20 protein-coding genes and 3 pseudogenes are annotated in these 24,005 nt (G+C 62.5%); 12 read left to right on the forward strand and 11 right to left on the reverse strand.

The genetic code is table 11. The features are described from left to right. The first annotated feature begins 30 nt into the window (after nt 1-30). From FFM81_RS28715 to FFM81_RS28730, 4 genes are read left to right on the forward strand one after another with little or no spacing between them, the layout of a single operon-like run. Nucleotides 31-891 carry a carbohydrate ABC transporter permease gene (locus FFM81_RS28715; protein WP_003571887.1) on the forward strand — a complete coding sequence of 287 codons (861 nt, stop codon included), beginning with the start codon at nt 31-33 and terminating at the stop codon, nt 889-891. After that, the gene (locus tag FFM81_RS28720; RefSeq protein ID WP_003571888.1) at nt 888-1,724 is read left to right on the forward strand and encodes a carbohydrate ABC transporter permease; all 837 of its coding nucleotides are present in this window, start codon (nt 888-890) and stop codon (nt 1,722-1,724) included. Before FFM81_RS28715 ends, FFM81_RS28720 begins: the two co-directional genes overlap by 4 nt. Nucleotides 1,725-1,737: 13 nt before the next feature. After that, on the forward strand, nt 1,738-2,820 hold the full coding sequence (locus FFM81_RS28725; RefSeq protein WP_138384643.1) for an ABC transporter ATP-binding protein: 1,083 nt from the start codon (nt 1,738-1,740) through the stop codon (nt 2,818-2,820). A gap of 37 nt (nt 2,821-2,857) precedes the next feature. Continuing rightward, complete coding sequence (locus FFM81_RS28730; RefSeq protein ID WP_003571890.1) at nt 2,858-4,861, forward strand: aldo/keto reductase; 2,004 nt, start codon at nt 2,858-2,860, stop codon at nt 4,859-4,861. Between the two features lie 44 nt (nt 4,862-4,905). On the opposite strand, the gene cydX is transcribed toward FFM81_RS28730, so the two are convergent. The 7 genes and pseudogenes from cydX to FFM81_RS28765 form a co-directional block, all read right to left on the reverse strand. Next, a complete protein-coding gene (gene cydX / locus FFM81_RS28735; protein ID WP_003571891.1) occupies nt 4,906-5,028 on the reverse strand; it encodes a cytochrome bd-I oxidase subunit CydX in 123 nt (40 codons plus the stop codon). Between the two features lie 13 nt (nt 5,029-5,041). Further along, complete coding sequence (gene cydB, locus FFM81_RS28740) at nt 5,042-6,196, reverse strand: cytochrome d ubiquinol oxidase subunit II (protein ID WP_003571892.1); 1,155 nt, start codon at nt 6,194-6,196, stop codon at nt 5,042-5,044. A 5-nt stretch (nt 6,197-6,201) separates the two neighbouring features. Continuing rightward, the gene (locus tag FFM81_RS28745) at nt 6,202-7,782 is read right to left on the reverse strand and encodes a cytochrome ubiquinol oxidase subunit I (RefSeq protein ID WP_138384642.1); all 1,581 of its coding nucleotides are present in this window, start codon (nt 7,780-7,782) and stop codon (nt 6,202-6,204) included. A 75-nt stretch (nt 7,783-7,857) separates the two neighbouring features. Next, nucleotides 7,858-9,549 (reverse strand): amino acid ABC transporter ATP-binding/permease protein, encoded by a 1,692-nt coding sequence (locus FFM81_RS28750; RefSeq protein ID WP_138384641.1) that lies wholly within the window; start codon nt 9,547-9,549, stop codon nt 7,858-7,860. Next, complete coding sequence (gene cydD / locus FFM81_RS28755) at nt 9,546-11,276, reverse strand: thiol reductant ABC exporter subunit CydD (protein WP_138384640.1); 1,731 nt, start codon at nt 11,274-11,276, stop codon at nt 9,546-9,548. Before cydD ends, FFM81_RS28750 begins: the two co-directional genes overlap by 4 nt. Nucleotides 11,277-11,280: 4 nt before the next feature. Next, a pseudogene (locus tag FFM81_RS28760) lies at nt 11,281-11,858 on the reverse strand (GbsR/MarR family transcriptional regulator). 284 nt (nt 11,859-12,142) lie between these two features. Beyond that, nucleotides 12,143-12,742 (reverse strand): HupE/UreJ family protein, encoded by a 600-nt coding sequence (locus FFM81_RS28765; RefSeq protein ID WP_003571900.1) that lies wholly within the window; start codon nt 12,740-12,742, stop codon nt 12,143-12,145. A gap of 310 nt (nt 12,743-13,052) precedes the next feature. On the opposite strand from FFM81_RS28765, the gene FFM81_RS28770 reads away from it, so the two are divergent. Further along, complete coding sequence (locus tag FFM81_RS28770) at nt 13,053-14,084, forward strand: hydroxyacid dehydrogenase (RefSeq protein WP_003571902.1); 1,032 nt, start codon at nt 13,053-13,055, stop codon at nt 14,082-14,084. A 113-nt stretch (nt 14,085-14,197) separates the two neighbouring features. Here the strand turns inward: FFM81_RS28770 and FFM81_RS28775 are convergent, their stop codons facing one another. From FFM81_RS28775 to FFM81_RS28785, 3 genes are all read right to left on the reverse strand, one after another. Then, nucleotides 14,198-14,575 (reverse strand): VOC family protein, encoded by a 378-nt coding sequence (locus FFM81_RS28775; RefSeq protein WP_003571903.1) that lies wholly within the window; start codon nt 14,573-14,575, stop codon nt 14,198-14,200. Nucleotides 14,576-14,600: 25 nt separating this feature from the next. Beyond that, on the reverse strand, nt 14,601-15,608 hold the full coding sequence (locus FFM81_RS28780; RefSeq protein ID WP_003571904.1) for a Tim44 domain-containing protein: 1,008 nt from the start codon (nt 15,606-15,608) through the stop codon (nt 14,601-14,603). Nucleotides 15,609-15,705: 97 nt separating this feature from the next. Continuing rightward, nucleotides 15,706-16,164, reverse strand: coding sequence for a YbaK/EbsC family protein (locus FFM81_RS28785; RefSeq protein ID WP_003571905.1), 459 nt, complete (start codon nt 16,162-16,164; stop codon nt 15,706-15,708). A 346-nt stretch (nt 16,165-16,510) separates the two neighbouring features. Between FFM81_RS28785 and FFM81_RS28790 the strand changes: the two genes are divergently transcribed. The 7 genes and pseudogenes from FFM81_RS28790 to FFM81_RS28820 all read left to right on the forward strand — a co-directional run bounded on the left by FFM81_RS28790 (nt 16,511) and on the right by FFM81_RS28820 (nt 23,705). After that, nucleotides 16,511-17,857 carry an extracellular solute-binding protein gene (locus FFM81_RS28790; RefSeq protein ID WP_003571906.1) on the forward strand — a complete coding sequence of 449 codons (1,347 nt, stop codon included), beginning with the start codon at nt 16,511-16,513 and terminating at the stop codon, nt 17,855-17,857. A gap of 59 nt (nt 17,858-17,916) precedes the next feature. Further along, entirely contained in the window at nt 17,917-19,218 is a 1,302-nt protein-coding gene (locus FFM81_RS28795) for a carbohydrate ABC transporter permease (RefSeq protein ID WP_003571907.1), read from the forward strand. A 2-nt stretch (nt 19,219-19,220) separates the two neighbouring features. After that, on the forward strand, nt 19,221-20,063 hold the full coding sequence (locus tag FFM81_RS28800) for a carbohydrate ABC transporter permease (RefSeq protein WP_003571908.1): 843 nt from the start codon (nt 19,221-19,223) through the stop codon (nt 20,061-20,063). Then, the gene (locus FFM81_RS28805; protein ID WP_138384639.1) at nt 20,063-21,118 is read left to right on the forward strand and encodes an ABC transporter ATP-binding protein; all 1,056 of its coding nucleotides are present in this window, start codon (nt 20,063-20,065) and stop codon (nt 21,116-21,118) included. The genes FFM81_RS28800 and FFM81_RS28805 overlap by 1 nt, the downstream gene beginning before the upstream one ends. Beyond that, a complete protein-coding gene (locus tag FFM81_RS28810) occupies nt 21,118-21,897 on the forward strand; it encodes a glycerophosphodiester phosphodiesterase (RefSeq protein WP_025418048.1) in 780 nt (259 codons plus the stop codon). The genes FFM81_RS28805 and FFM81_RS28810 overlap by 1 nt, the downstream gene beginning before the upstream one ends. Continuing rightward, nucleotides 21,881-22,884, forward strand: a pseudogene (locus FFM81_RS28815) (LacI family DNA-binding transcriptional regulator). The gene FFM81_RS28810 and the pseudogene FFM81_RS28815 overlap by 17 nt, the downstream one beginning before the upstream one ends. Then, nucleotides 22,884-23,705, forward strand: a complete 822-nt coding sequence (locus tag FFM81_RS28820; protein WP_128399379.1) for an inositol monophosphatase family protein — start codon at nt 22,884-22,886, stop codon at nt 23,703-23,705. The pseudogene FFM81_RS28815 and the gene FFM81_RS28820 overlap by 1 nt, the downstream one beginning before the upstream one ends. Here the strand turns inward: FFM81_RS28820 and FFM81_RS33280 are convergent. Beyond that, nucleotides 23,702-24,003 (reverse strand): annotated as a pseudogene (locus tag FFM81_RS33280) (glycerophosphodiester phosphodiesterase); the annotation flags it as partial. The gene FFM81_RS28820 and the pseudogene FFM81_RS33280 overlap by 4 nt on opposite strands. Nucleotides 24,004-24,005 lie beyond the last annotated feature (2 nt).

Raw genomic sequence — 24,005 nt, forward strand, 5'->3', positions numbered from 1 at the left:
CATTCGTCCGTTTTACGTGGAGGAGGCTCGATGCCATTCAGAACCCGGAGCGCCTATGCGTTCCTCGCTCCCTATCTGCTGGTCTTTGCCACCTTCTGGGTCTGGCCGATCATCGATTCATTCCTGATTTCCTTTCAGAACACCCGCATCAATCCGTGGAAATACAGTTTCCAGGCCAATTGGGGCCGGCTCTTCTTCGATCCGGCCTTCTATAACGCCCTCTACAACACGCTGATCATTCTGGTGATCCAGGTGCCCGTGATGATCGCGCTGGCGACCGTCATGGCCGTGCTGCTCAATTCGCCGCTCCTGAAAGCGCGCCCGCTTTTCCGTTTCGCCTTCTTTGCCCCGGTCGTCGTCGGCGAGGTCGCATATGCGGCTGTGTTCCGGCTGATGTTCAGCCTCGATTTCGGCATCATCAACAAGATGATCTCAGCAATCGGCTTCAGCCCGATATCCTGGTTCGACAACGCCAATGCGGCGATGGCGGTGATCATCCTCGCCGTCACATGGCGCTGGGCCGGCTATAATGCCATCATCATCCTGGCCGGCCTGCAGTCGATTCCGGACGATGTCTACGAGGCCGCGACGCTCGACCGGGTGAGCAAGACACAGCAATTCTTCCACATTACCCTGCCGCTTTTGAAACCGATCATCCTCTTCTGTGTGGTGCTCTCGGTGATCGGCACAATGCAGCTCTTTACCGAGCCCTTCCTCATCACCAATCGCGGTGGTCCGGGCGGCGGCACGGAGACGCTAGGCCTCTTCCTCTACCGCCAGGGTTTCACCGCGCTGAACTTCGGCTATGCCTCGGCGATCGCCTATACGATGGCCGCTCTCGCCGTGGTGATCTCCCTCTTCAATCTCTGGATCGGAAGGGACCCGAAATGAGATCCAAGTCGCAATCCCTTCTCATCCGTCAGATCGCGCTGCACGCTGCGCTGGCGCCGCTGGCACTGCTCTGGCTGTTTCCGCTCTGGATGATGTTCGTCTTCTCTACAATGCCCGACAACGGCATCTTCAGCCCCGACATCGTGCTCTGGCCATCGACCAACTTCATTGCGAATTTCAAGAACCTGCAGGCCGATACCGATTTCATCGGCGCAATGGTGATCTCTATCGGCGTCGCGATGATCTACACCGTGCTCTCGGTGATGTTGACCTCGATGGCGGGGTGGGCGCTGGCGCGTTATCGTTTCGTTGGACGCTCCATCGTCATTGCCATCATCCTCGGCACGATCACGCTGCCGTTCTCGGTGGTTGTCATCCCGCAATTCATCATGGTGGCACGCGAATTCAAACTGGCGAACACCTGGGTGGCGCTGATCGTGCCGCCGCTCTTCAATTCGCTCGGCGTGCTGTTCATGCGGCAGTCCTTCTCGATGATGCCCGGCGAGCTTTTCGATGCGGCTCGCGTCGAGGGCGTCAAAGAGTGGCAGATCTTCCTGCGCATCGCCCTACCATTGGCGCGCCCGACGATGGCCGCATTGGCGATCATCCTCTTTCTCGTGTCGTGGAACAACTATCTCTGGCCGCTGCTGATCAATTCCAGACCCGGAATGATGACGGCGCCTGTGGCATTGGGAACGCTGATCGGACTCACCAAGGTCTCCTGGGGCGGCATCATGGCCGGCGCGGTGCTGCTGACGGCACCGATCCTCGTCGTCTTCGTGGCTCTCCAGCGTCATTTCATCGCCGGCATCGCCGCCGGCGCAATTAAATAATCGGGGAGGCCGCATGGCAGAGCTTTCACTCACCAACATCATCAAGCGCTTCGGCGGCTTCGAGATCATCCACGGCGCCAATCTGGAGGTGAAGGACGGCGAATTCGTCGTCTTCGTCGGCCCCTCCGGCTGCGGCAAGTCCACGTTGCTGCGGATGATAGCGGGTCTCGAGGATATTACATCTGGCGCGCTTCGGATCGGCGGCCGGGTCGTTAACGACGTCGAGCCGGCCGATCGCCGCATCGCCATGGTCTTCCAGTCCTACGCGCTCTATCCGCACCTGACGGTCGAGGAAAATTTGAGCTTCGGCCTGCGGATGAACGGCAACCCGAAATCAGATACCGAGCGGCGCGTGCGCCATGTGGCCGAGATCCTGCAAATCACCGAGCTGATGAACCGGCGGCCGAAACAGCTTTCCGGCGGTCAGCGCCAGCGCGTCGCGATCGGCCGCGCCATCGTCCGCGAACCGGAGGTCTTCCTGTTCGACGAGCCTTTGTCGAACCTCGATGCCGAACTGCGCGTGCAGATGCGCGTCGAAATCTCCAGGCTGCACAAGCAGCTCGGTACGACGATGATCTACGTCACCCACGACCAGACGGAAGCGATGACGCTTGCCGACCGGATCGTCGTGCTGCGCGCCGGCAATATCGAACAGATCGGCGCGCCGCTCGACCTTTACGACGATCCGGCCAACCAGTTCGTCGCCGGTTTCGTCGGCTCACCGAAGATGAATTTCCTGAAAGCCGTGGTGGTCGAGCCGCAGCCGGGCAGGGTGGTGGTCGCGCTGGAAAGTGACGCCGATACGCGCCTGCCGCTGCCCGTCAACGAAGCCATCGAAGCCGGCACGAAGGTGACGCTCGGGATCCGTCCCGAACATTTCGTCGATGCCGGCATGGGGGATGCCGATCTCACCGTCGCAATCGACGTTGCCGAGCATCTTGGCAATACCAGCTATATCTACGCCGCCATCGGCGGCGAGCAGCTGATCATCGAGCGTCCGGAATCGCGCACCGCCGGCAACCGCGAAACGCTGACCGTCGGCCTTCCCGCGCGCCACACATTCCTTTTCGACGGCGCCGGCAAACGGCTTCGCTAAACCGCAATCCCAAGGCAGAAAGACGAAAGAGGTTTCCATGACTTCCGATCAACCGATCCGCTGGGGCATCATCGGCCCCGGCACCATCGCCCGCACCTTTGCCGATGGCGTCGCCCATTCGCGCACCGGCAAACTGGTGGCGATCGCCACCCGCAATCCTGCAAAGCCGGGCCTTGCCGAGAATTTCCCGGGTGCCCGCATCGTCGAGGGTTACGAGGCGCTGCTTTCCGACCCCGAGGTCGATGCGATCTATATTTCCGTGCCCCATACCGGCCACGCCGAATGGGCAATCAAGGCCGCGCGTGCGGGCAAGCATATCCTGGTGGAAAAGCCGATCGCGCTTTCGGCCTATGATGCCGAAGCCGTTTATTACGAAGCCAAGAAGGCCGGTGTGTTTGCCGGCGAGGCCTTCATGTACCGCGTGCATCCGCAGACGGAAAAGCTGGTCGAACTCATCAAGAGCGGCATCATCGGCAACGTCCGCATCATCCGCTCGAGCTTCGGCTTCAACATGGGCAGCTACAAACCGGAACACCGGCTGTTCGCCAATGATACCGCCGGCGGCGGCATTCTCGATGTCGGCGGCTATCCAGTTTCCATGGCGAGGCTGATCGCTGGCGCGGCGGAAGGTAAAGCCTTCCTCGAACCGGAGAAAGTTTCCGGCGTCGCCCATCTCGGTGAGAGCTGCGTCGATGAATGGGCGTCCGCAGTGCTCAAGTTCCCGAACGAGATCATCGCCGAAGTCTCCTGCTCGATCATGGCCCAGCAGGACAATGTGCTGCGCATCATCGGCTCCGAAGGCCGGATCGAGGTCGCCGATTTCTGGTTCGCCTCCGGCCATAAGGGCGGTGTCGGCAAGATCGAGATCTTCAAGGGCGGCAAACAGGAAACCGTCGAGATCAAGGAAGAGCGCTGGCTCTATTCCTTCGAGGCGGACGTGGCAGGCGACGCCATCCGCGCCGGCAAGACCGAGTTCAGCACTCCCGGCATGAGCTGGGCCGATTCGATCGGAAACCTGCGCGTGCTCGACCAGTGGCGCGCCTCGGTCGGTCTCGAATACGGCGTCGAGAAAGCCGTCAAGCGCACGGCCAACATTGCAGGCGGCATCGTCAAGCGCGGCAACAGCATTCCGCAGCGTCAGATTCCGGGCATTTCCAAGCCGGCTTCTGTCGTCACCCTCGGCTTCGAGTTCTTCCCGAACTTCGCCTCCGCCTCGCTGACCCTCGATGCTTTCTACGAAGCCGGCGGCAATGCCTTCGACACGGCCTTTGTCTATGGCGCCGGCAAGACGGAGGCGATCTTCGGCGACTGGCACACCAGCCGCAAAGTGCCGCGCGAGGAGATCGTTCTGATTGGCAAGGGCGCGCATTCGCCGCTCTGCTATCCCGATATGATCGCCAAGCAGCTCGACCAGTCGCTCGCCCGGCTGAAGACCGACTATGTCGACATCTATTTCATGCATCGCGACAATACCGACGTGCCGGTCGGCGAGTTCGTCGATGCCATGGATGCCGAGGTCAAGCGCGGCCGCATCCGCGGCATCTTCGGTGGTTCGAACTGGACGCGGGCGCGTTTCGACGAAGCGATCGCCTATGCCGAAAAGACCGGCAAGGCGGCACCGGCTACGCTCTCCAACAACTTCTCGCTCGCCGAGATGCTCGATCCGATCTGGGCCGGCTGCGTCGCCGCCTCCGATGACGACTGGAAGAAGTGGCTGAACGAGAAGCAGATCCCGAACTTCGCCTGGTCGAGCCAGGGCCGCGGCTTCTTTACCGACCGCGCCGGCCGCGACAAGCGTGATGATGAGGAGATCGTGCGGGTGTGGTATTCCGAGCGCAATTTCGGACGCCGCGATCGCGCCATCGAACTTGCCAACAAGCTCGGCCGCAATCCGATCCACATCGCACTCGCCTATGTGATCGCTCAGCCCTTCCCGGTCATTCCGCTGATCGGGCCGCGCACCGTCGCCGAGCTGGAAGACAGCCTTTCGGCGCTCGACATCAAGCTGACGCCTGATCAGGTGAAATGGCTGGAAGGCTGACGAAAGAGCAAAGGGCGCGGTTTGAAGCCGCGCCCTTTCCATATCTACCTGCGTGTTTCGGACGCCCTTTTTCTCGCGGCGTCGTCCATCAACTCATACCACATGGCGTTGAGGACGGCGAAGGCGGCGGCCAGAGGCAGGCCAAGGATCCATGCGAAATACCACATTGTTTCGTCTCCCTCAGTAGGCGTGGCTGTTTTTGTCAGTGACGGACTTCTCATCGACCTTGCCCCACAAAACCCTATAGACCCAGGCCGTGTAGGCAAAGATGATCGGCAGAAATATCGCCGACACCACCAGCATGATGAACAGCGTCATGTGGCTGGAGGATGCATCCCAGACCGTCAGACTCGATCGTGGATCGAGCGAGGAGGGCAGGATGAACGGGAACATCGAGAGACCGACTGTCGAGATGATGCCAAAGATCGCGAGTTTGCTGAGGAGCAGCGTCATCACCTCGCGCCTTGCCCGCATGGCGATGAAAGCCAATGCCGCACCGGCAAAGCCGAGGACCGGTGCCAGGATCATCCACGGATGCGCGGTGTAATTGACAAGCCATGCGCCCTTTTCGAGCACCGCGGTCTTCAGCAGCGGATTGGACGGCCCGATCGGGCTGATATCGCTGGTGATGCGATAGCCGTCGACGCCGGTCCACAGAAACAGACCGCCGAGGGCAAAGAACACGATGGCGGCAAGAGCAGCGATGCTGCCATAGCTTCTGGCTCGTTCCGCAACCGGGCCGCTCGTTTTCAACACCAGCCAGGCGGCACCGTGCATCGTCAGCATGGCGACCGAAAGCAGCCCGCAGAGCAGCGCATAGGGGTTGAGCAGACCGAAAAACGAGCCTTCGTAGAAGATCCGCATATCGTCGGCAAAGCGGAAGGGCACGCCCTGCAGCACATTGCCGACGGCGACGCCGAAGATCAGCGACGGCACGAAGCCACCCACAAAGAGCGCCCAGTCCCAGCCGTTGCGCCAGCGGGCGCTTTCCCGTTTCGACCGGTATTTGAAGCCGACCGGGCGCAGGATGAGCGCGAACAGGATCGCAAACATCGCCAGATAGAAGCCCGAGAAGGAGACCGCATAGAGCGGCGGCCAGGCGGCGAAGATGGCGCCGCCGCCAAGGATCAGCCAGACCTGGTTGCCTTCCCAGGTGGCGCCGATGGTGTTGATCGCCACGCGCCGTTCCGTATCCGTCTTGGCGACGAAAGGCAGAAGTGTGCCGACGCCGAGATCGAAGCCGCCCGTCGTCGCAAAGGCAATTAGTATCACGCCGAGCAGCAGCCACCAGATGACGCGCAGGGTTTCATAGTCGATGAGTTCGTGAAGGATCATGGAGGTCACTCCGCGGCCGGGACGAGGGTTTCGGAAATCAGCACGGCTTCCGGCTCGTCGTCCGGCTCCGGCCCCTGTTTGATTGCCTTGATCATCAGGCTCATCTCGATAACGATCAGCACCGTGTAGAGCGCGGCAAAACCGATGACCGTCAAAAGCACGGTGCCGGCGCCGAGGCTGGAGACGGCTGCTGCGGTCGGCAGCACGCCTTCGATCACCCAGGGCTGGCGGCCGAATTCGGCGACGACCCAGCCGAGCTCGATGGCGACAAAGGGCAGGGGGATCGCGAGCACCGCAATCCGCAGCAGCAGCGGGTACTTGTCGAGGTGGCGCCGCGCCGACAGCCAGAAGAAGGTTGATGTCAGCAGGATGAAGAAGATGCCGAGTCCGACCATGATGCGGAAGGACCAGAAGAGCGTCGGCACATGCGGGATCGTATCGCGCGCGGCCTGGACAATCTGCTCCTCGGTCGCCTGGCGCGGGTCATCGACATAGCGCTTCAGAAGAAGGGCGTAGCCGAGATCATGGCCGAGATCCTCGAAAGAGCTGCGCACCTCCTGGGCCACCTGGTCCTGCTTCGGCGCCGCGCGGATCTGCATCAAGGCGTCGTAAGCCTTGATGCCGTCGCGGATGCGGGTTTCGGCCTGCTGTTCGAGCTTGTCGATACCGGGGATCTCCGTTGTCAGCGACCGGGTGCCGATCAGGCCCATGACCCATGGGATATGCACGGCAAAATGCGTCTCGCGCTCTTCCTGATCCGGGAAGCCGAAGGCGGTGAAGGCGGCCGGCGCGGGCTCGGTCTTCCACATGCCCTCGATCGCGGCGAGTTTCATCTTCTGGTTCTCGGTCGCGAGATAACCGCTCTCGTCGCCGAGCACGACCACCGAGAGCGCCGAGGCAAGGCCGAAGGAGGCAGCGACCGTCATCGAGCGCTTGGCAAGCTCGATATGCCGGCCCTTCAGCACATACCAGGCCGAGACGCCGAGAACGAAGATCGAGGCGCAGACATAACCAGCCGATACCGTGTGGACGAATTTTGCCTGGGCGACGGGATTGAAGACGACGTCGAAGAAGCTTGTGATCTCCATGCGCATCGTCTGCGGATTGAGCGCCGATCCCACCGGGTTCTGCATCCAGCCGTTGGCGATGAGGATCCAGAGGGCTGAGAAGTTCGAGCCGAGCGCTACCGCCCAGGTGGCGACGAGATGGCCGACCTTCGAGAGTTTGTCCCAGGCGAAGAAGAACAGGCCGACGAAAGTCGCCTCGAGGAAGAAGGCCATCAGGCCTTCGATCGCCAGCGGCGCCCCGAAGATATCGCCGACATAATAGCTGTAATAGCTCCAATTCATGCCGAACTGGAATTCCATGACGATGCCGGTGGCGACGCCGATCACGAAATTGATGCCGAACAGCGTGCCCCAGAATTTCGTCATCTGCCGCCAGATCTGGCGGCCGGTCATGACATAGACGGTTTCCATGATTGCCAGGAGCACGGACAGGCCGAGCGTCAGCGGCACGAACAGGAAGTGGTAAAGCGCCGTCAGCGCAAATTGGAAGCGCGATAGCGCTACGATATCTAGTTCCATTGTCTTTCTCCCACGGTCCCACGCGGTACGGAGCGTTCCTCAGCGCCGGCCGGCGCCTGAGGCATGCGGTATCGCTCAATCCGGCCGAAGCCGGTCGAGCACCTTTTCGAACGCCGCCTCTCCGCGGCGCGAAATCTCTGAAATGCGGCCGCCTTCGACGACGGCGATGCGGTCGGCGATGGCAGCCTCGCGGCGGATATGCGTTGCGATCACCAGCGAGCGGCCAGCCGCCATCTTCGAAAGGCGCTGGAGCACATCACGGGCGGTGGCGCCGTCGAGGCCTTCTGTGGGCTCATCGAGCAGCCAGAGCGGTGTGTCGCGCAGGAAGAGCCGGGCCAGCGCCAGCCGGCGCGACTGGCCGCCGGAAAGGCCGAGCCCGCCTTCGCCGAGCAACGTGTCGATCCCGCGCGGCATGGCCTCGACATCACCGAGCAGACCGGCGGCTGTGAGCGCCTCACGAAGACGAGCCTCGCTCGCATCCGGGTTGGCTAGAGCGAGATTGCCGCGTAGGCTGTCCTCAAAGAGTTCCGTCCGTTGCGTCAGCAAGGTCGCCGTTACCGCGGCGATGCTGCCTGTCCTTGCCGGCAACGCTTGGGAAAGCAGCGCGAGCAGACTCGACTTGCCGGCGCCGCTGCTGCCGATGACGGCCAGGCGTTCGCCCTGCTGGAGCGTCAGCGTGATGCCCTGGAGTGCCGCCACGGCGGAATTTTCATGGAAGGCGGATATGTCAGCCAGTGAAAAAGCATATCCCGACAGTGGCGCCGCCAAAGGTTCGGATGCCTCAGCGGCAGCAAGCCGCGGGGCGACGCGCTTTGCCGCAAGCAGCGTTCGCCCAAGTTCCAGGGCGCCGCGGCGCAGCGCCGTAAAAGGTTCGACGGCCGCGAAGGCAACGAGCAGGCCGAGGGCTGCGACAGAAGGGGTAATCGCCTTGGTTTCCGCAAGCGCGGCGACGGCAAGCAGCGACGCCGTCAACAGCAGGGTGGAGACGAGACCGAAGCCGAATGTCAGGCCAGTTTCGACGCGGTTCAGCCGGTCGTCGGCGCGACCGGCATAATGATCGGCCGCAGCGATCGCGCTGCTCTGCGCGGCGAGCCGGCCGGCCATCAGGAGGTCGGTCTGGCCCGCGACGAGGTCGATCGTCCGCGACCGCAGCGCCTCGATGCCATGGGCCCGCCTGCGGGCATGTTTGCGCGTCGCCCGAGCGGCAATCAAAGGCAGGCCGAGGCCGGCACCAGAGAGAAAGAGACCGGAGAACAGGCCGAACAGTGGATGCATGATCCCCAGCACCACGCTCGCAGCCAGGGCTGCCCCCACAGCGACCGCGGCCGGCACGAGAATGCGCAGGTAGAGAGAATCGAGCGCATCGATATCGGCCGTCAGACGGAACAGCAGCGTTGCGGGGCGGCGCGACAGGGCGCGCGCCGCACCCGCTTCGGCAAAGCCGCGAAACAGCCTTTCGCGAAGAGCGGTGAGCACGCCGAGCGTTGCGTCATGGGTTGCAAGCCTTTCACCGTAACGGGCCACAGTCCGGATGATCGCAAGCAGCCGGATGCCGGCCGAAGGCGCAAAGACGTCGAAGGTGATGGCGGCGGCGGCGGAAAGGCCGGCAAGCGAAGTGGCGGTGATGAACCAGCCGGACAGACCGAGCAGGGCGATGCCGGCCATGACCGTCGCTGCCGAAAGTGCTGCGCCGAGCAGCAGTGCACGCCGGCGCTCGGCAAAGAACAGCCGCAGGATCGGCTTGAGGTCTGCAGCATATCTGCTCATTCGGCGGCCTCCCTTACGATACAGTCGGCGTCGATGCGGATGGTGCGATGCATACGGGCGGCAAGCAGTGGATCGTGGGTCGCGACGATCAAAGTGCGTCCCCTGGAAAGCAAGAGCAGGCTCTCGGTCACTTCGGCGGCGGTGGCCGCATCGAGATGCGCGGTCGGTTCGTCGGCCAGGATGATCTTCAGATGCGGATTGCAGGCCGCGCGCGCAATCGCCAGCCGCAGCGCCTCTCCGCCGGAAAGCCCGATGCCGCCCTCGCCGAGCAGCCGGCCGCCATAGGCCTCAGCCACCTTTTCGAGTCTTGCAGTGGCAAGCGCATCCGTTACATCACCACGTGCGATGCCCGGCCTGCCGAGCGAAATATTGCCTGCGATCGTGCCGGCAAAGATATGCGGCTTCTGGCCGATCCATGCCATTGCCCCGCGCAGGCTGCCGGCAGTGTCATCTGCAAGCTCGGCACCGCCGATGACGATGCGCCCGTCGGCGCAGGGCGCCAGCCCTGATATCAGCGAAAGAAGCGTCGATTTGCCGGAACCGCTGGCGCCGAGCAACGCCAGATGTTCGCCGGCAGCCATATCGAGGTTGAAACCGTTGAGAATAAGCGGTTCGTCGGCGCCGTAGCGGAAGGCGAGATTTTCAAGACGGATGGCCGGCGCCCCGGTCACGGCAGGCACAGTTGCATCTGCCGATCCCCGGATCGGCAAACCACCTGCAGTCAGAGCATCCAACGCTTTCAGCGCCGCTTCGCCGGCGGCCCGATCGTGCCAGACGGCTGAAAGTTCGCGCAGCGGCTCAAAGAAGGCGGGCGCCAGCAACAGGATGAACAGCCCCTCGGTCAGGTCGAGCCGGCCTGCCCAAGTGCCGAAGCGGATTTCGCCGAGCAGGCTGAAGCCGACATAGACGGCAATCATCGCCACGCCGAGGGCCGCGAAAAGCTCAAGCACGGCCGAGGAGAGAAAGGCAATCTTCAACACTGCCATGGTCCGCAGGCGCAGCGATTCCGACTCGCGGCGCAGCCGCAGCGCGGTCGCATCAACCGCATCGAGCGCGCGGATCGTCGCCAGTCCGCGCAGTCGATCGAGTAGGAAGCCGTTGAGACCACCCGTTGCAACGAGTTGCTTTTCGCTGGCCGCCTGCGCACGCCAGCCGATCAGCGCCATGAAGATCGGGATCAGCGGCGCGGCGAACAACAGCACAAGCGCAGCAATCCAGGAGACCGGAAGGATGCAGGCGAGGATGATCAGCGGCACAAGGCTCGCCTTCATGCGTCCCGGATAGAAACGGGCGAGGTAGGGCACGATCAGTTCGGCCTGCTCGCCGACGATACTTGCGGCCTTGCCGGAGGCCTTCCGGCTGCGATCGATCGGCGATGACAGGGAAAGGGCGGCGGTGGCGATCTGCCGTCTGCGGCTGAGTTCGACGCGCGCGATATGAAAGGCGAGGCGGCCGCCAGCGGCGTCGAAACAGCTTCTTGCCATCCCGAGCGCGAGGAGGCCGAGGGCCGGCCAGAGAACGCCCTGCAATCCGCCGCCAGCGGCGATGCGGCCGACCGAGATCGCCAGCAATGCAGCTTGCGGAATCCAGAAGGCTGCGGCCAATGACTGCAGTATCGCCGCTCTGCGCAGCCCGCTTTTTACCGGATCACGGCGGGACGAAACAGCATCGCCATCCCGCAGCTGTACCTCCGGTTTATCTCTCGCGTCGAAGAAAGCAGTGCCCATGGCGCTAACTCTTGTTCGCAGGATTCGGCCGGCGGCTGCGGCCGAGCGAAACGACCCGGTCCTTGGCCTCCAGAAGCTTCGTCACTTTCGCGCCTAGCGAGAGTAGCGTTGCAAGCCTTTCCGTTTCAAGTTGTTTTACGTCTTCATACCAATGCGTCAGCTGCTCGATCAGCGTGTGCATCTCGCTCATGCGCGCCTGCGCATGCCGTTCGGCGTCGCTCGCCGGCCGCTGCATCAGGATTTCACGCAGCACCGACAGCGTCGGATCGACTTCCCGTTTCTTTCGCTCCTCGGCAAGCGTCCGCAAGATGAGCCAGACGTCATCGGGCGTGGTGAAGAAATCGCGGCGGTCGTCCGGCTTGTGTTTGAGAAGCACGAGGTTCCACGCCTGCAATTCGCGCAGGCTCATTGAGACGTTGGAGCGCGAAATGCCGAGTGCATCGGCAATCTCCTCGGCGCAGATCGGCGCGGGCGAGACGTAGAGCAGGGCATAGATCTGGCCGACCGTGCGGTTGATTCCCAGCGGGAACCCATTTCGCCGAAATGGAGAACGAAGGACTGGACGAGAGGCGGCAGGTTCATAGTCTTTTCCGTTGCGTCTGTGATTTCAGTAATTTCTGAAATCACTATATCGACCTTCGCGCCCCGCCGACAATCGTCAAGGCGGCCCTGCGTCAATATGGATGGCCGTTCAGATCGTGCGTCGGATATAACAGGAAGCGACGCGGTCGGATTTGACTTGGATCAATTCCGCAGCACTTTGCAGTCATGACACGGAAACGCCCGGCAATGCGCTACGCACGCCGGGCGTTCTGATTTGACTGGTATAACGAGCGGCGTTTAAGCCCGCCGCCGATTGAGCCGGCTCAGATCAAGCCGGCCAGGATGCCGACGCCCGATATGGCGGCGATGCCGCCGGCCGCGCGCGTCACGAAGGCGCCCCGACGTTCACCGGCGCGGCCGACGAAGTAACCAAGAGCAAGGCCCGTGAGGTGCAGCAGCGCGGTCGCGATCATGAAACCGGCAGCATAGGCGGCACCGGCAGCGTTATCCGGCATTTCGGCGCCGTGTGCGTGACCGTGGAAGATCGCAAAGAGCCCGACAATGCCGAGCGCTGCAGCGAGCGGCGCCTTGACATCAAGCGCAACGATGGCGCCGAGGACGACGACGGAAAGCGCGATGCCCAATTCAACGAAGGGAACATTGATACCGGCGGCGCCGAGGGCGCCACCGAGCGCCATGACGAGAACGAAGGTCGTCGGCACGAGCCAGGTGGCGCGGCCGCCGAGCTGGAATGCAAAAACGCCGACCATTACCATGGCGAGGACATGATCGAGGCCCGACATCGGATGGGCAAAGCCATGGCTGAAACCAGCAGCATCGCCTATCGCGGGATGGGCGGAGGCAACGGCTGGAAGCGCTGCGCCGGCCAAAGCCAGCAGGCCGCTCTTGAGTGCTGATTTCATTGCTCATTCACCTCGCGAGTTTCGAGTATCCTGCGGCCGCTGAACAAAGGCATGGGTCCAGGCGCGGGCATCAAGCTAGTTCAAAGCGTTTGCGCCGTCAACGCTGTATTCAGAGCAAATGCCAAGCCAATTCAAGTGCTTATCTAGTAGGCAGATGCCGCTTTCGACAGCGCCGCAGCAGCGAAGGTCGACGCGGAGAAGCGCCGGCTTGTTTCGAATTCTTCCTTTCGTGAACTGGAAAGGCTCCCGCACAGAGGCTATCAATCGTCCCACCGAGACGGCGCAAACTGCCGCGATGGAGGAGATGCCGATGACAAACACCGACCGGCCGCTGGCGATCAGCGCGCCTGAGCCGCGCACGCTCGATCTGATCTTCACCGAAAAGGCGCGCGCCGAACTGCATGCCAAATACGAGATCGTCGAAGCCGATCCGGAAAATATCGCCGGCCTTGGTGACGAGATCCTCGGCAGGGCGCGTTACATCATCGGCCAGCCGCCGCTTTCGGCGGAAACGCTGGCGAGAATGCCGGCCCTGCGCTCGATCCTCAACGTCGAAAGCAATCTTCTCAACAACATGCCCTATGAGGTGCTCTTCGAGCGCGGCATCCATGTCGTCACCACAGGCCAGGTCTTTGCCGAGCCGGTCGCCGAAATCGGTCTCGGCTTCGCGATCGCCTTGGCGCGCGGCATCGTCGACGCGGATGGCGCGTTCCGCGAGGGCAACGAACTCTGGGGCGGGGAAGGCAATGCAAATGCGCGGCTGATCGCCGGCTCCGAGATCGGCATCGTCGGCTTCGGCGATCTCGGCAAAGCGCTGCGCCGGCTGCTCTCCGGCTTCAAGGCCCGCGTCAGAGTGTTCGATCCCTGGCTGCCCCGCTCGATCCTCGAGGAAAACGGCGTCGAACCCGCAAGCCTGGAGGATGTGCTGACGAAGAGCGACTTCGTCTTCGTCGTCGCGGCCGTCACCAGCGAAAACAAGGGGTTTCTCGGCAGAGAGGCCTTCGCCAGCATGCGTAGAGGCGCGGCCTTCATCCTGCTCAGCCGCGCCGATGTCGTCGATTTCAAAGCGCTGATGGCGGCCGTCTCGTCAGGCCATATCGTTGCAGCAAGCGACGTCTATCCGCAAGAACCGCTGCCGCCCGACCATCCGGTGCGGAACCTCAAAGGCTTCATCCGCTCGGCCCACCGCGCCGGCGCGCTCGACAGCGCCTTCAAGAAGATGGGCGACATGGTGCTCGAGGACATGGACCTGATGGATCGCGGCCTGCCGCCGATGCGCTGCAAGCGGGCGGAGCGCGAAACGGTTTCGCGCATGCGCTCCAAACCGGTCGCGGTCAATTGACTTCGAGTCGATCCGGAAGGCCGATGATGGATGAGCGACCGCGACGACGTTCGGTATGACCCGTTGCCGGGGTTCCCGCACGCTCCACTTTGTGGCGCGCTGCTCACACACAATCAGCTCGTATGTCGGCTGGTCACTCTGACGTAATAGCCGTCAGGATCGATGAGGCGAAAGTCACGAAGTCCCCAAGGCTGCAAGGCAAGATCGGTGAGTGGCCAGCCGCTCTCTTTCGCCTTGCGATAGGCACCCTCAATGTCGGTGACGCTTAAAACGATCTCGACACCAAGACCAACTTTCTCGCCGGTTTCGATCCGCAACGGATGATCGCTCGAAAGGGCGCTTCGCCTATTGATCGCGATGACTGCGTCATCGTTCGTCAGCAAAGTATAGTCCGCGTTTGTCGGGCCTTGGATTTCAAAGCCCAGAATCCGCCGATAGAAACTGAGCGATTGCTCCGGCGCTTCGACAAATAGCTCCAATCTCAATTGCAACGGATTGCCCTCGGACCGCGCCACCTCAGGCGGCGCGCTGCTCACTTCCCTGGATCGCGGCGAGCTTCCAGTCGGCGCCGGGTTTGCGTACGAAGGTCCAGACCTCGATGCTTTCGCTCGGGCGGCGAGCGTCGCCCGAAACGACGCGGCCGCTGTCGCGTTCGACCATGGCATCGATCGAGGAGTAACGCATGGCGAGCGTCGCATATTCCTGACCGTCTTCGCGCCAGGCCTCGGCAATGTCGCCCTGTAGCAGCTTGACATCGGAGACGCGGTTGCGCACGCCGTTGATGGCGTTTTCGCCGAGTTCCTCGGCCAGATAGGACATCGCTTCGGGCGTCGTCAGCCGGCGCAACGTGGCGTAATCCTCGGCACCGTAAGCGGTCTGAACGTCGGTCAGCAATTCCTCGAACTGATCGAGATCGGCCTGCGCCAGCCCGATCTCGTCGCTCGGTCGGTTGCCGCGCGAGGACGACCCTGAACCGGCACCCGAACCGATCGCCGGTATATGGAACGACGAATGGTTGGCCGGCGACATATTATAGGACCGGCTGAAGGAACCGCTTTGGCCACCAGCGCCGTAGGAAGGCTGGCGGCGGTTGGCGAAATAACGCATGGCGAGCATGGCGGCACCGCCGATCAGCGCGATCTGCAGCAGCATGCCGAGGAAGCCGAAGCCGCCGCCGAAACCGTGACCGAGCAGCATGCCGAGGAGGCCGCCGGCAATCAGACCGCCGATCATCGAACGGCCGAAGCCGCCGAAGAGACCGGGGCGCTGGGCGCCGAAGGGCTGCTGTGCTGTGGCGGGCGCCGTGGTCTGCGGGCGCGGCGTCATCGACCGTTCGATCGGCGCGGCGGGTGCAGGCGCAGTTGAGGTGACAGGCGGAGCCTGGAAGGTGCGGGTACCGCGGCTTCCGAAGCCGCCGCTGCCGGCCCGGCGTGCTTCTGCATCGCCAAGGGAGGCAAAAACTGTAGCGCTCGTCAGAACGGCAATGGCCGCGAACTTGGCAAAACGCGAAATGGCACTCGGCATTCCTGGTCTCCTGTCATGCGCAATCACGGCATGTCGGGAAAGAATATAGGGACTCTTTCTCAGGTTTGAAGTTCTTCGGCTGCATTACTGCCGCACGCTACTGACAGACGTCGACCCAGCTGGCGCCGGTCAGCTCCGCCAGCCGTCCGGTTTCGATGCGGATCGCCGAATTCGTCGAGCCGGCGGCCGGCACGACTTCATCGAAGCGTTTCAGCGAGATATCGCAATAGATGGGCAGCGGCGAGGGAAGGCCGAAGGGGCAGACGCCGCCGACCGGGTGGCTGGTGACAGTCACGACCTCCTCGGCGTCGAGCATGCGCCCCTTGGCGCCGAACGTGTCCTTGAACTTGCGATTGTCGAGCCTTGCCGTGCCGCCGGCAACGACCAGCATCATCTTTTCGCCGACCCGCAGGCAGATCGTCTTGGCAATCTGGGCCGGCTCGACGCCGTGGGCCTCGGCCGCAAGCGCCACCGTCGAGGAGCTCTCGGCGGTTTCGATGATGTCGATATCGGGTGCGTGCGCACGCAGGAAAGCGCGGACGGATTCAAGGCTCATGGCTGCATGCTAGCGCATCGGCCCGGAAATCGGAACCGATTTGCGAAAGCAGGATGCGAGGGGCGAAACTGTTGCAACGTCGGTTGCGCGCCTCGAAAGACGTGCTGCGCTGCAGGATGACAAGCGCAATTTGAAGCGTAAAAGCCACTCCCGAAAACCGTCGCTTGCAAGTCTGACAGACATCGTCATAATAATTTTGCACACGTGCTCAATTTTGTCATTCGGCCGTTACATCAAACCCCTAGAGCGGACATCGTCACGTTTTCGTGGGGTTTCGGAGCGGCCATCATCAGCAGTGCTGACCCGCCAAGAGGCTTCACGCTGCTCTTCTAGGGAGACGAAGAAGATGACCATTTTGCCGACACTGAAATCCCTCGCCATCGCAGCCGCCATCCTGGCTTCGAGCTCTGCAATTGCGCTTGCCAAGGACGTTCACATCAGCGTCTGGGCCGGCGGCACCGGCCCCAACGACGTCTATCGCCTCGACGCCATCGAGATTGCAGCCCAGCAGCTGCAGCGCCAGGCCGCGCTGAAGGGTGAAGATCTGAAGATTACCGTCGAGAAGAAGCCCTATTCCGCCTGGGAGGACTTCAAGCAGGCGCTGACCCTAGCGGCGGAAGCCAAGACCGCCCCGAACATCGTCGTCAGCGGCCACGAAGACATCGCACCATGGTCCCAGGCCGGTCTCATCGTTCCGATCGAGGATTATGTCGATCTCGACTCCTGGCCGCTCAATGGCATCTACGAGAACCTGCTGCAGATCGCCTCCTATAATGGCACCGTCTACGGCATTCCGCAGGATGCCGAATCCCGGCCGATGTTCTTCTGGAAGCCGTATATGAAGGCGATCGGCTACAGCGACGCCGATCTGGATGCGCTGCCGCAGAGCGTCCAGGACGGCAAGTACACCATGAAGAACCTGCTCGACGACGCCAAGAAGATGCAGGACAAGGGCCTCGTCCAGCCCGGCTACGGCTTCTATCCTCGCACCAGCAACGGCCCTGACTACTGGCAGTTCTATACCAGCTTCGGCGGCACGATGGAGGAAAACGGCAAGCTCGTTTTCGACAAGGCCGCGATGACCCGCACCTATCAGTTCTTCGCTGACGCCGTTAAGGCGGGCGTCACCAAGAAGAACCACATCGGCATGCCGGGCGACCAGTGGTGGAAGGAAGTCGCCACCGGCAAGGCCGGCATCTGGGACGCAGGCACCTGGCACTATGCCCGCCTCGTCAACCAGGAAGGCCTGAAGGACTTTTTCGGCAACGTGATCTTCACGCTGATCCCCGCCGGTGAAGGCGGCAAGGCCAACACGCTGACCCACCCGCTGGTCTATCTGCTGACCGCAGGTCACGACAAGGAAGATACCGAGATCGCCGCCCAGCTGGTCACCATCGCCTCCGAGCCGCGCATCAACGCGCTGCATGCGGTCAAATCAGCCCATCTCGGCATTTCCGAGGCGGAATCGGAAGTCGATTTCTACTCGGCCGACCGCTGGACCCGCGAAGCCACCGAGCGCCTGCTGCCGCATGCCAATGCGATGCCGAACAATTCCGATTTCGGCAAATATTGGAACATCATGTGGAAGAACCTCGAAGCATCCTGGACCGGCGCCAAGACCGTCGACGCCGCGGTCAGTGATGCCGAGAGCGAGCTGAAGAGCACGCTCGGCGACAAGATCGTCATCCGCTGAAGCATTCTGCCGGGCGGCGGCACTCCCGCCGCCCGGTCGGGTCCGCGAGGAGGCCTTCCATGAAATCGTCCAGAACGCTCGGACTGGTGATGATCGCGCCCGCGGCGATCATGATCGTCCTGTTCTTCCTGATGCCGGTGGTTTTGACGGCGGTCTTCTCGATGACCAACATGACGACGGCGACCGGCATATCGGGAGGCGTCTACCAGATCGCGCCCAGCTCGCTGATCGCGCTGAAATCGGCGTTGCCCGAGATTGCCACCGAGATGGCCGAACCGCGCTACACCATCGACGAGGCGGGCCTCACGGCCGTCGAGGGCCTCGGCATGGCGCCGGGGATTGCTGCGGAATTGCGCGCCAAACATATAGGCGAGGTCTTCCCGGCGCGCCGCGACGTCGAGCGCATGATCAAGGATCTCACTGAGCGACCTTCGACACGCGAGGTCAAGCAGATCTCCGAACAGTTCAACCGCTCCGTCCTCAATACCCGCTTCGACAGCAAGCAACAGCTGTTTTCGGCGCTGGACAGCCTGGGTTTCAAGCTGACGCCGGAGCAGAAGGAAACCGTCGCCAAGACCACCTATACCGGCTGGACCTGGACGACCGACAATTTTTCACGCATGGCCACCTCGCCCGACATGGCGCGTGTGCTTTTCAACACCGTGCTCTATGTCGCGCTGGTGCTGATGCTCTTCAACGTCGGTTATGCGCTGCTGCTCGCCATCTGGACGCATTACATGCCGCCGACGTCTGCCTCGATCTTTCGCGGCATCTGGCTCCTGCCGCGCATCACGCCCGTCGTCATCTACGTCATGCTGTGGAAGTGGCTCGCCTGGGACAGCGGCTTCATCTCTGTCCTGATGGGCAAATTCGGCTACCCTCCGAAGAACTACCTGCTCGATACCGCCTATCATGCCTGGTTCTTCGTCGTGCTGATCAACGGCTTCATCGGCGCCTCGATGGGCATGCTGGTGTTCTCCTCGGCGATGAAGGCCATTCCGAAGAGCCAGTTCTATGCGAGTGAGGTCGACGGCGCCTCGCGCTGGCAGCAGATCCGCTACATTATCCTGCCGCAGATGCGCTGGCCGATCCTCTTCGTCACCTGCTATCAGACGCTGTCGCTGCTCGCCTCCTTCAATGAAATCCTGCTCGCCACCAATGGCGGGCCGGGCAATGCGACCGAGGTCTGGGCGCTGTCCGCCTATCACACCGCGCTCAGGAACTACGCCGGCAATCTCGAATATGGGTTGGGTGCCGCCATGGCGCTGGTGCTCGTCGTCATCGGCGTCACGCTGTCGCTTCTCTATCTGCGCGTCTTCAACTACGGCACGCTTGTCGCCAAGCCCCTGATCGAGGATTGACCATGGTCGAACGCTCGCAGCCCTCGGCAAATTACCGCAGCTGGCCTGTTATAACGGCGCTGACCATCGTCAGCCTGCCGCTGCTCTTGATGTATGTCTATCTCTTCCTCGACACCGTGACGGTAAAGCAGCCGGACGCTTTGCTGCCCTCCGGCCTGACGCTCGATCACTGGCGTTTCCTGTGGCAGACGACGCCGGGCAAGGCGAACATCTGGCAGGTGACGGTGAATACGCTGCTCTTTGCAACCTGCACCACCAGCGTCGTGCTAATCGTCTCGTCGATGGCCGGTTACGTGCTGTCGCGGCTGAACGTGCCGGCGCGCGGCTTCTTCCTCGCCGGCGTCATGGTGCTGCACGCCTTCCCGTCGGTGACGCTGATCATCGCCATCTTCATCGTGCTGCAGATGATCGGCCTCTATAATTCGCTGATCGGCGTCATCCTAGTGAAGGCGGCGATCGACCTGCCGCTCGGCATCTGGCTGATGAAGGGCTTCTACGACACCGTGCCCTGGGAGATCGAAATGGCCGGCGTCGTCGACGGCGCCTCGCGTTTTCGCGTCTGGCGCAGCCTGGTGCTACCGCAGGTCAAACCCGGCATCATGGCGCTCGGCCTGTTCTCCTTCCTCGCCGGCTGGGGCGAGTTCATCCTGCCGCAGGTGCTGGCGCCGGGCAATCAGGTACAGGTCCTGTCGGTCTATCTCGCCGGCTTCCTCGCCGACGACAACAATTACGATTTCAATATGTTCAAGGCGGTCGGCCTCTTCTATCTCATTCCGGTGCTGATCGCTTACGCGCTCTTCAACAAATATCTCATGAACATCTATGGCGGCGGGAGCAAAGGCTGATGCGCATCCTCCTCGACAGTTTCTCGAAGAGCTTCGGCTCCACCAAGGTCATCGAAAATATGCAGCTCGAAGTCGGCGACGGCGAAATGCTGGCGCTGCTCGGCCCTTCCGGCTGCGGCAAATCGACGACGCTTTTTGCCGTCTGCGGCATTCACCGGCCGACCAGCGGGCGCATCCTCTTCGGCGACCGCGACGTCACGGATCTGCCGAGCCAGGCTCGTAATGTCGGCGTCGTCTTCCAATCTTATGCGCTCTACCCGCACATGACGGTTGCCGAAAACATTGGTTTTCCCTTGAAGGTGAAGAGCGTGCCTGCCGCCGACATCCGCAAGGAGGTCGAGCGCATTTCCGAGCTTGTTCATATCAGCAATCTCATGGAACGCCGTCCGGCGCAGCTTTCAGGCGGCCAGCAGCAGCGCGTGGCGCTGGCGCGAGCGCTGATCCGCAAGCCCGACGTGCTGCTGCTCGACGAACCGCTCGCCAATCTCGACGCCAAGCTGCGCCTCGAAATGCGCTCGGAAATCCGACGCCTGCAGCGCGAGACCGGCATCACCGCCATTCTCGTCACCCATGACCAGGTGGAGGCAATGAGCATGTGCGACCGCATCGCCATCATGAAGGAAGGCGAGATCGTCCAGATCGCCACGCCGGCCGAAATGTACAATGATCCGAAGACCGCCTTCGTCGCCGGCTTCCTCGGCAACCCGCCGATCACCTTCCTGCGCGGCGTCGTCGACAAGGGCGCCTTCGCCATCACCGAAAGCGAAATCCGGGTGCCTTTGCCAGGCTCCATTGGCGCCGCCGAGGGCACGAAGCTGATGCTCGGCGTCCGGCCGGAGCATTTTACGCCTGCGGGCGATACACCGGTGTCCGGCAAGGTCACTTTCGCCGAAACGCAGGGGCGGGAAAACCTTTACGACGTCCGCCTTGCCGGCGGCCCGCTGCTGCGCTCGATCCAGCCGGTGCGCAATGATATCCATGTCGGCGACGATGTCCGCTGGGCGATCGATAGCCGCGGCGTCTTCGTCTTCGACGAAAATGGCAGGAGGCTCTGATGACCCGCGATTTCCAGGCATTCTTCGAGCGTCACGGCTGGCCGACGGCCAAGGGCCGGCTGCCCTTCTGCATTGGTCATCGCGGCGCCAGCGGCCATGAGCGCGAAAACACGATCGCCGCCTTCCGCCGCGCTGCCGAACTCGGCGCCGAAATGTGGGAGCTCGACACGCAGCTGACCCGCGACGGCGTGGTCGTCGTCTCGCATGACGACCATCTCGCGCGGGTCTTTGGCATCGACCGCCGCATTTCCGAAATGACCGCGGCGGAACTCGCCGCCCTCGACGGCATCGACGTGCCGCGTTTTTCGGAGGTCGCAGCTCTCGGCCGCGAGACCGGCACCGGTCTCTATGTCGAGCTCAAGGCGCCCGGAACCGGCATGCTATGCTGGCAACATCTTGCTGAGATGAATCAGCGTTTCGCCTGCCTCGGCTCCTTCGATACGGCGCAGGTACGCGAACTCAGCGACGCTGGCTGCGACTTCCCGCTTTCGGTGCTGATCCGGGTCGGCCACGATCCGCATGCGCTCGGTGACGAGGCCGGCGCCGATATACTGCATCTCTGCTGGGAGAGGGCAGGCGAGCGGCCGCAGGATCTGGTGACCGAAGCACTGATGCACCGCGCCTTTGAGGCCGGCCGCGAGATCGTGCTCTGGCACGAGGAACGGCGGAGCATTCTCGATGACATCATGAAGCTTCCGGTTCTCGGCATCTGCACGGATCTTCCCGATCTGATGCGGCCGTCGGCAGAGAGGGAAAAAGCAGTTGCCAGACAGGGATAAGGGACCGCGCAAGGTAACCTCCTTCGACGTGGCGCGGGTGGCTGGTGTTTCGCGCGCCGCCGTGTCGCGCGCCTTCACGCCGGATGCCAGCGTCTCGCCGAAGACGCGCGAGAAGGTCTTTGAGGCTGCCAAGGAACTCGGCTATCGGGTGAACTATCTTGCCCGAAGCCTCACCAACAAACGCTCCGATCTGGTCGGCGTCGTTGCCGCAGGCCTCGACAATCCATTTCGAACGCTGCAGATCGAAAATCTGGCAAGGGTGCTGATCGCCCGCAATTTTCGCCCCATCCTGCTGCCGACCTCGCAGGAGGCGGACACCTCGACGGTCATCGGTCAGCTGCTGCATTACGCCGTCTCCGGCGTCATCGTCACCTCCGACGCGCCGCCGACCGAGATTTGCGAGCAATGTGCGGCCGAAGGCGTGCCGATCGTGCTGATCAACAAGGGCAACGATATCCCCTTCGTCGACCGCATCATCTCCGACGATCGGATGGCCGGCTATCTCGCCGCCAGCCACCTGATCGAAAGCGGCGCGCGGAAACTCGCCGTTATGGCGGCTCCCGCCATATCCTATACGGCGCGGCGGCGCAGCGAAGCGTTCTGGCACGCTGCAAGCAGCTCGGGGTGGAAGCGCAGATGCTGCAGGTCAGGATCAACGATTACCGGAGCGGCTATGATGCGGCAGCCGACCTTGCGGCATCCGGCATCGATGGACTGTTCTGCGCCAACGACTATATGGCCTGCGGCGTGGTCGACCGCGTCATGCGGGGCCGCAGCCGCGATGATGCGCCGCCGCTCTCCATCATCGGCCATGACGACATTCCTCAGGCGAGCTGGACCGCCTACGACCTGACGACCATCCGCCAACCCTGCGATATCCAGGCCGAACAGACCGTCGATCTGCTGATGAGCCGGATCGCAGAGTCGGACTTGACGGCACGTGTCGAATTCACGCCGGTAACGTTGATAAAAAGAAGGACTGCCTGATGAGTTCCGCATTCGATTCCGCCGCCATCCGCACACGGTCAGAGGTCGCGATCACAGTCGCCCTTGAGGTCGGGCGGGAAGCCGCCCGGTTTCGGCGCGACTCCAACCCCGGTACGCTTGCCGTCGAGAACAAGGGATTGCAGGATTTCGTCACCATCGCCGACAGGCGAGCCGAGCAAGCTATCCGCAACGGGCTCATCTCGCGCTTTCCGGACGATACGTTCATGGGCGAGGAGAGCGGCGGAAGATCGGGCGGAGCCGGCACCTGGGTCGTCGATCCGATCGACGGCACGACCAACTATATCAGGGGCTTCCGGCACTGGGCCGTCTCGATCGCCTTCGTCGCTGGCGGCAAGGTCGAAATCGGCGTGGTCTACGATGCCAGCGAGGATAAGGTCTTTCACGCCGTCCGCGGCGGCGGCGCCTTCAAGGACGGAATTCCAGTGCATGCGGCGGCGACCGCCGATCCTGCCCATGCGCTCGTCATTCTCGGCCATTCCCGCAAGACCAGTTTTGACGACCATCTCGCGCTCTCCAAGCGGCTTCACGAACGCGGCATGGACTATCGCCGCACAGGCGCGGCGGCGATCGACCTCGTTCGCGTCGCCGAAGGTGCTGCCGATCTCTATTACGAACGCCATCTCAATGCCTGGGACATGCTCGCTGGCGCACTGATCGCCAAAGAGGCCGGCGCGATGGTGGCGATGCCTGATGTCGATAGGATGCTTGCGCAGGGCGGACCTGTCGTTGCCCACGCGCCGGGGCTTGCCGGCGAATTCGCCTTCATCCTCGATATTGAGGGGCTGACGCCTGCCGGTTAAACGGCCATGCGGCGGCTCCAGGCGCGCTCGGTCGCCGGCGCCTCGTCGGTGGTGATCTGATCCGGCTTCAAAGCCATCAGCGCCTGGAAATTCCGCCATTCCTCTTCGCTGAAACCGGCTTCCGGATCCTTGAGCGTAAAAGTCCAGGCATCGACCCGTTTGCCCTGATCCTGGCGAGCGCAGCATGTCGAGACCTCCGTTAGCGCCGGATCAGCTGCCAGTGGAGATAGATCGATCCGGTTCGGTCGGGCCGCGCAGGTCGGCCGCAATTCCGCTCGACAGCCTTCCAGCCGCTGGCGC

The sequence above is a fragment of the Rhizobium hidalgonense genome, from assembly GCF_005862185.2.
GTDB classification, from domain to species: Bacteria; Pseudomonadota; Alphaproteobacteria; order Rhizobiales; family Rhizobiaceae; genus Rhizobium; species Rhizobium hidalgonense.

What these genes read in the sequence shown, in the direction of transcription:
- FFM81_RS28820 (WP_128399379.1), top strand. Translation starts at nt 22,884, where the DNA reads ATGAGTTCCGCATTCGATTCCGCCGCCATCCGCACACGGTCAGAGGTC.
- FFM81_RS28795 (WP_003571907.1), top strand. Translation starts at nt 17,917, where the DNA reads ATGAAATCGTCCAGAACGCTCGGACTGGTGATGATCGCGCCCGCGGCG.
- FFM81_RS28805 (WP_138384639.1), top strand. Translation starts at nt 20,063, where the DNA reads ATGCGCATCCTCCTCGACAGTTTCTCGAAGAGCTTCGGCTCCACCAAG.
- cydD (WP_138384640.1), bottom strand. Translation starts at nt 11,276, where the DNA reads ATGGGCACTGCTTTCTTCGACGCGAGAGATAAACCGGAGGTACAGCTG.
- cydB (WP_003571892.1), bottom strand. Translation starts at nt 6,196, where the DNA reads ATGATCCTTCACGAACTCATCGACTATGAAACCCTGCGCGTCATCTGG.
- FFM81_RS28785 (WP_003571905.1), bottom strand. Translation starts at nt 16,164, where the DNA reads ATGAGCCTTGAATCCGTCCGCGCTTTCCTGCGTGCGCACGCACCCGAT.
- FFM81_RS28725 (WP_138384643.1), top strand. Translation starts at nt 1,738, where the DNA reads ATGGCAGAGCTTTCACTCACCAACATCATCAAGCGCTTCGGCGGCTTC.
- FFM81_RS28780 (WP_003571904.1), bottom strand. Translation starts at nt 15,608, where the DNA reads ATGCCGAGTGCCATTTCGCGTTTTGCCAAGTTCGCGGCCATTGCCGTT.
- FFM81_RS28745 (WP_138384642.1), bottom strand. Translation starts at nt 7,782, where the DNA reads ATGGAACTAGATATCGTAGCGCTATCGCGCTTCCAATTTGCGCTGACG.
- FFM81_RS28810 (WP_025418048.1), top strand. Translation starts at nt 21,118, where the DNA reads ATGACCCGCGATTTCCAGGCATTCTTCGAGCGTCACGGCTGGCCGACG.
- FFM81_RS28770 (WP_003571902.1), top strand. Translation starts at nt 13,053, where the DNA reads ATGACAAACACCGACCGGCCGCTGGCGATCAGCGCGCCTGAGCCGCGC.
- FFM81_RS28790 (WP_003571906.1), top strand. Translation starts at nt 16,511, where the DNA reads ATGACCATTTTGCCGACACTGAAATCCCTCGCCATCGCAGCCGCCATC.
- FFM81_RS28720 (WP_003571888.1), top strand. Translation starts at nt 888, where the DNA reads ATGAGATCCAAGTCGCAATCCCTTCTCATCCGTCAGATCGCGCTGCAC.
- FFM81_RS28730 (WP_003571890.1), top strand. Translation starts at nt 2,858, where the DNA reads ATGACTTCCGATCAACCGATCCGCTGGGGCATCATCGGCCCCGGCACC.
- FFM81_RS28800 (WP_003571908.1), top strand. Translation starts at nt 19,221, where the DNA reads ATGGTCGAACGCTCGCAGCCCTCGGCAAATTACCGCAGCTGGCCTGTT.
- cydX (WP_003571891.1), bottom strand. Translation starts at nt 5,028, where the DNA reads ATGTGGTATTTCGCATGGATCCTTGGCCTGCCTCTGGCCGCCGCCTTC.
- FFM81_RS28715 (WP_003571887.1), top strand. Translation starts at nt 31, where the DNA reads ATGCCATTCAGAACCCGGAGCGCCTATGCGTTCCTCGCTCCCTATCTG.
- FFM81_RS28750 (WP_138384641.1), bottom strand. Translation starts at nt 9,549, where the DNA reads ATGAGCAGATATGCTGCAGACCTCAAGCCGATCCTGCGGCTGTTCTTT.
- FFM81_RS28765 (WP_003571900.1), bottom strand. Translation starts at nt 12,742, where the DNA reads ATGAAATCAGCACTCAAGAGCGGCCTGCTGGCTTTGGCCGGCGCAGCG.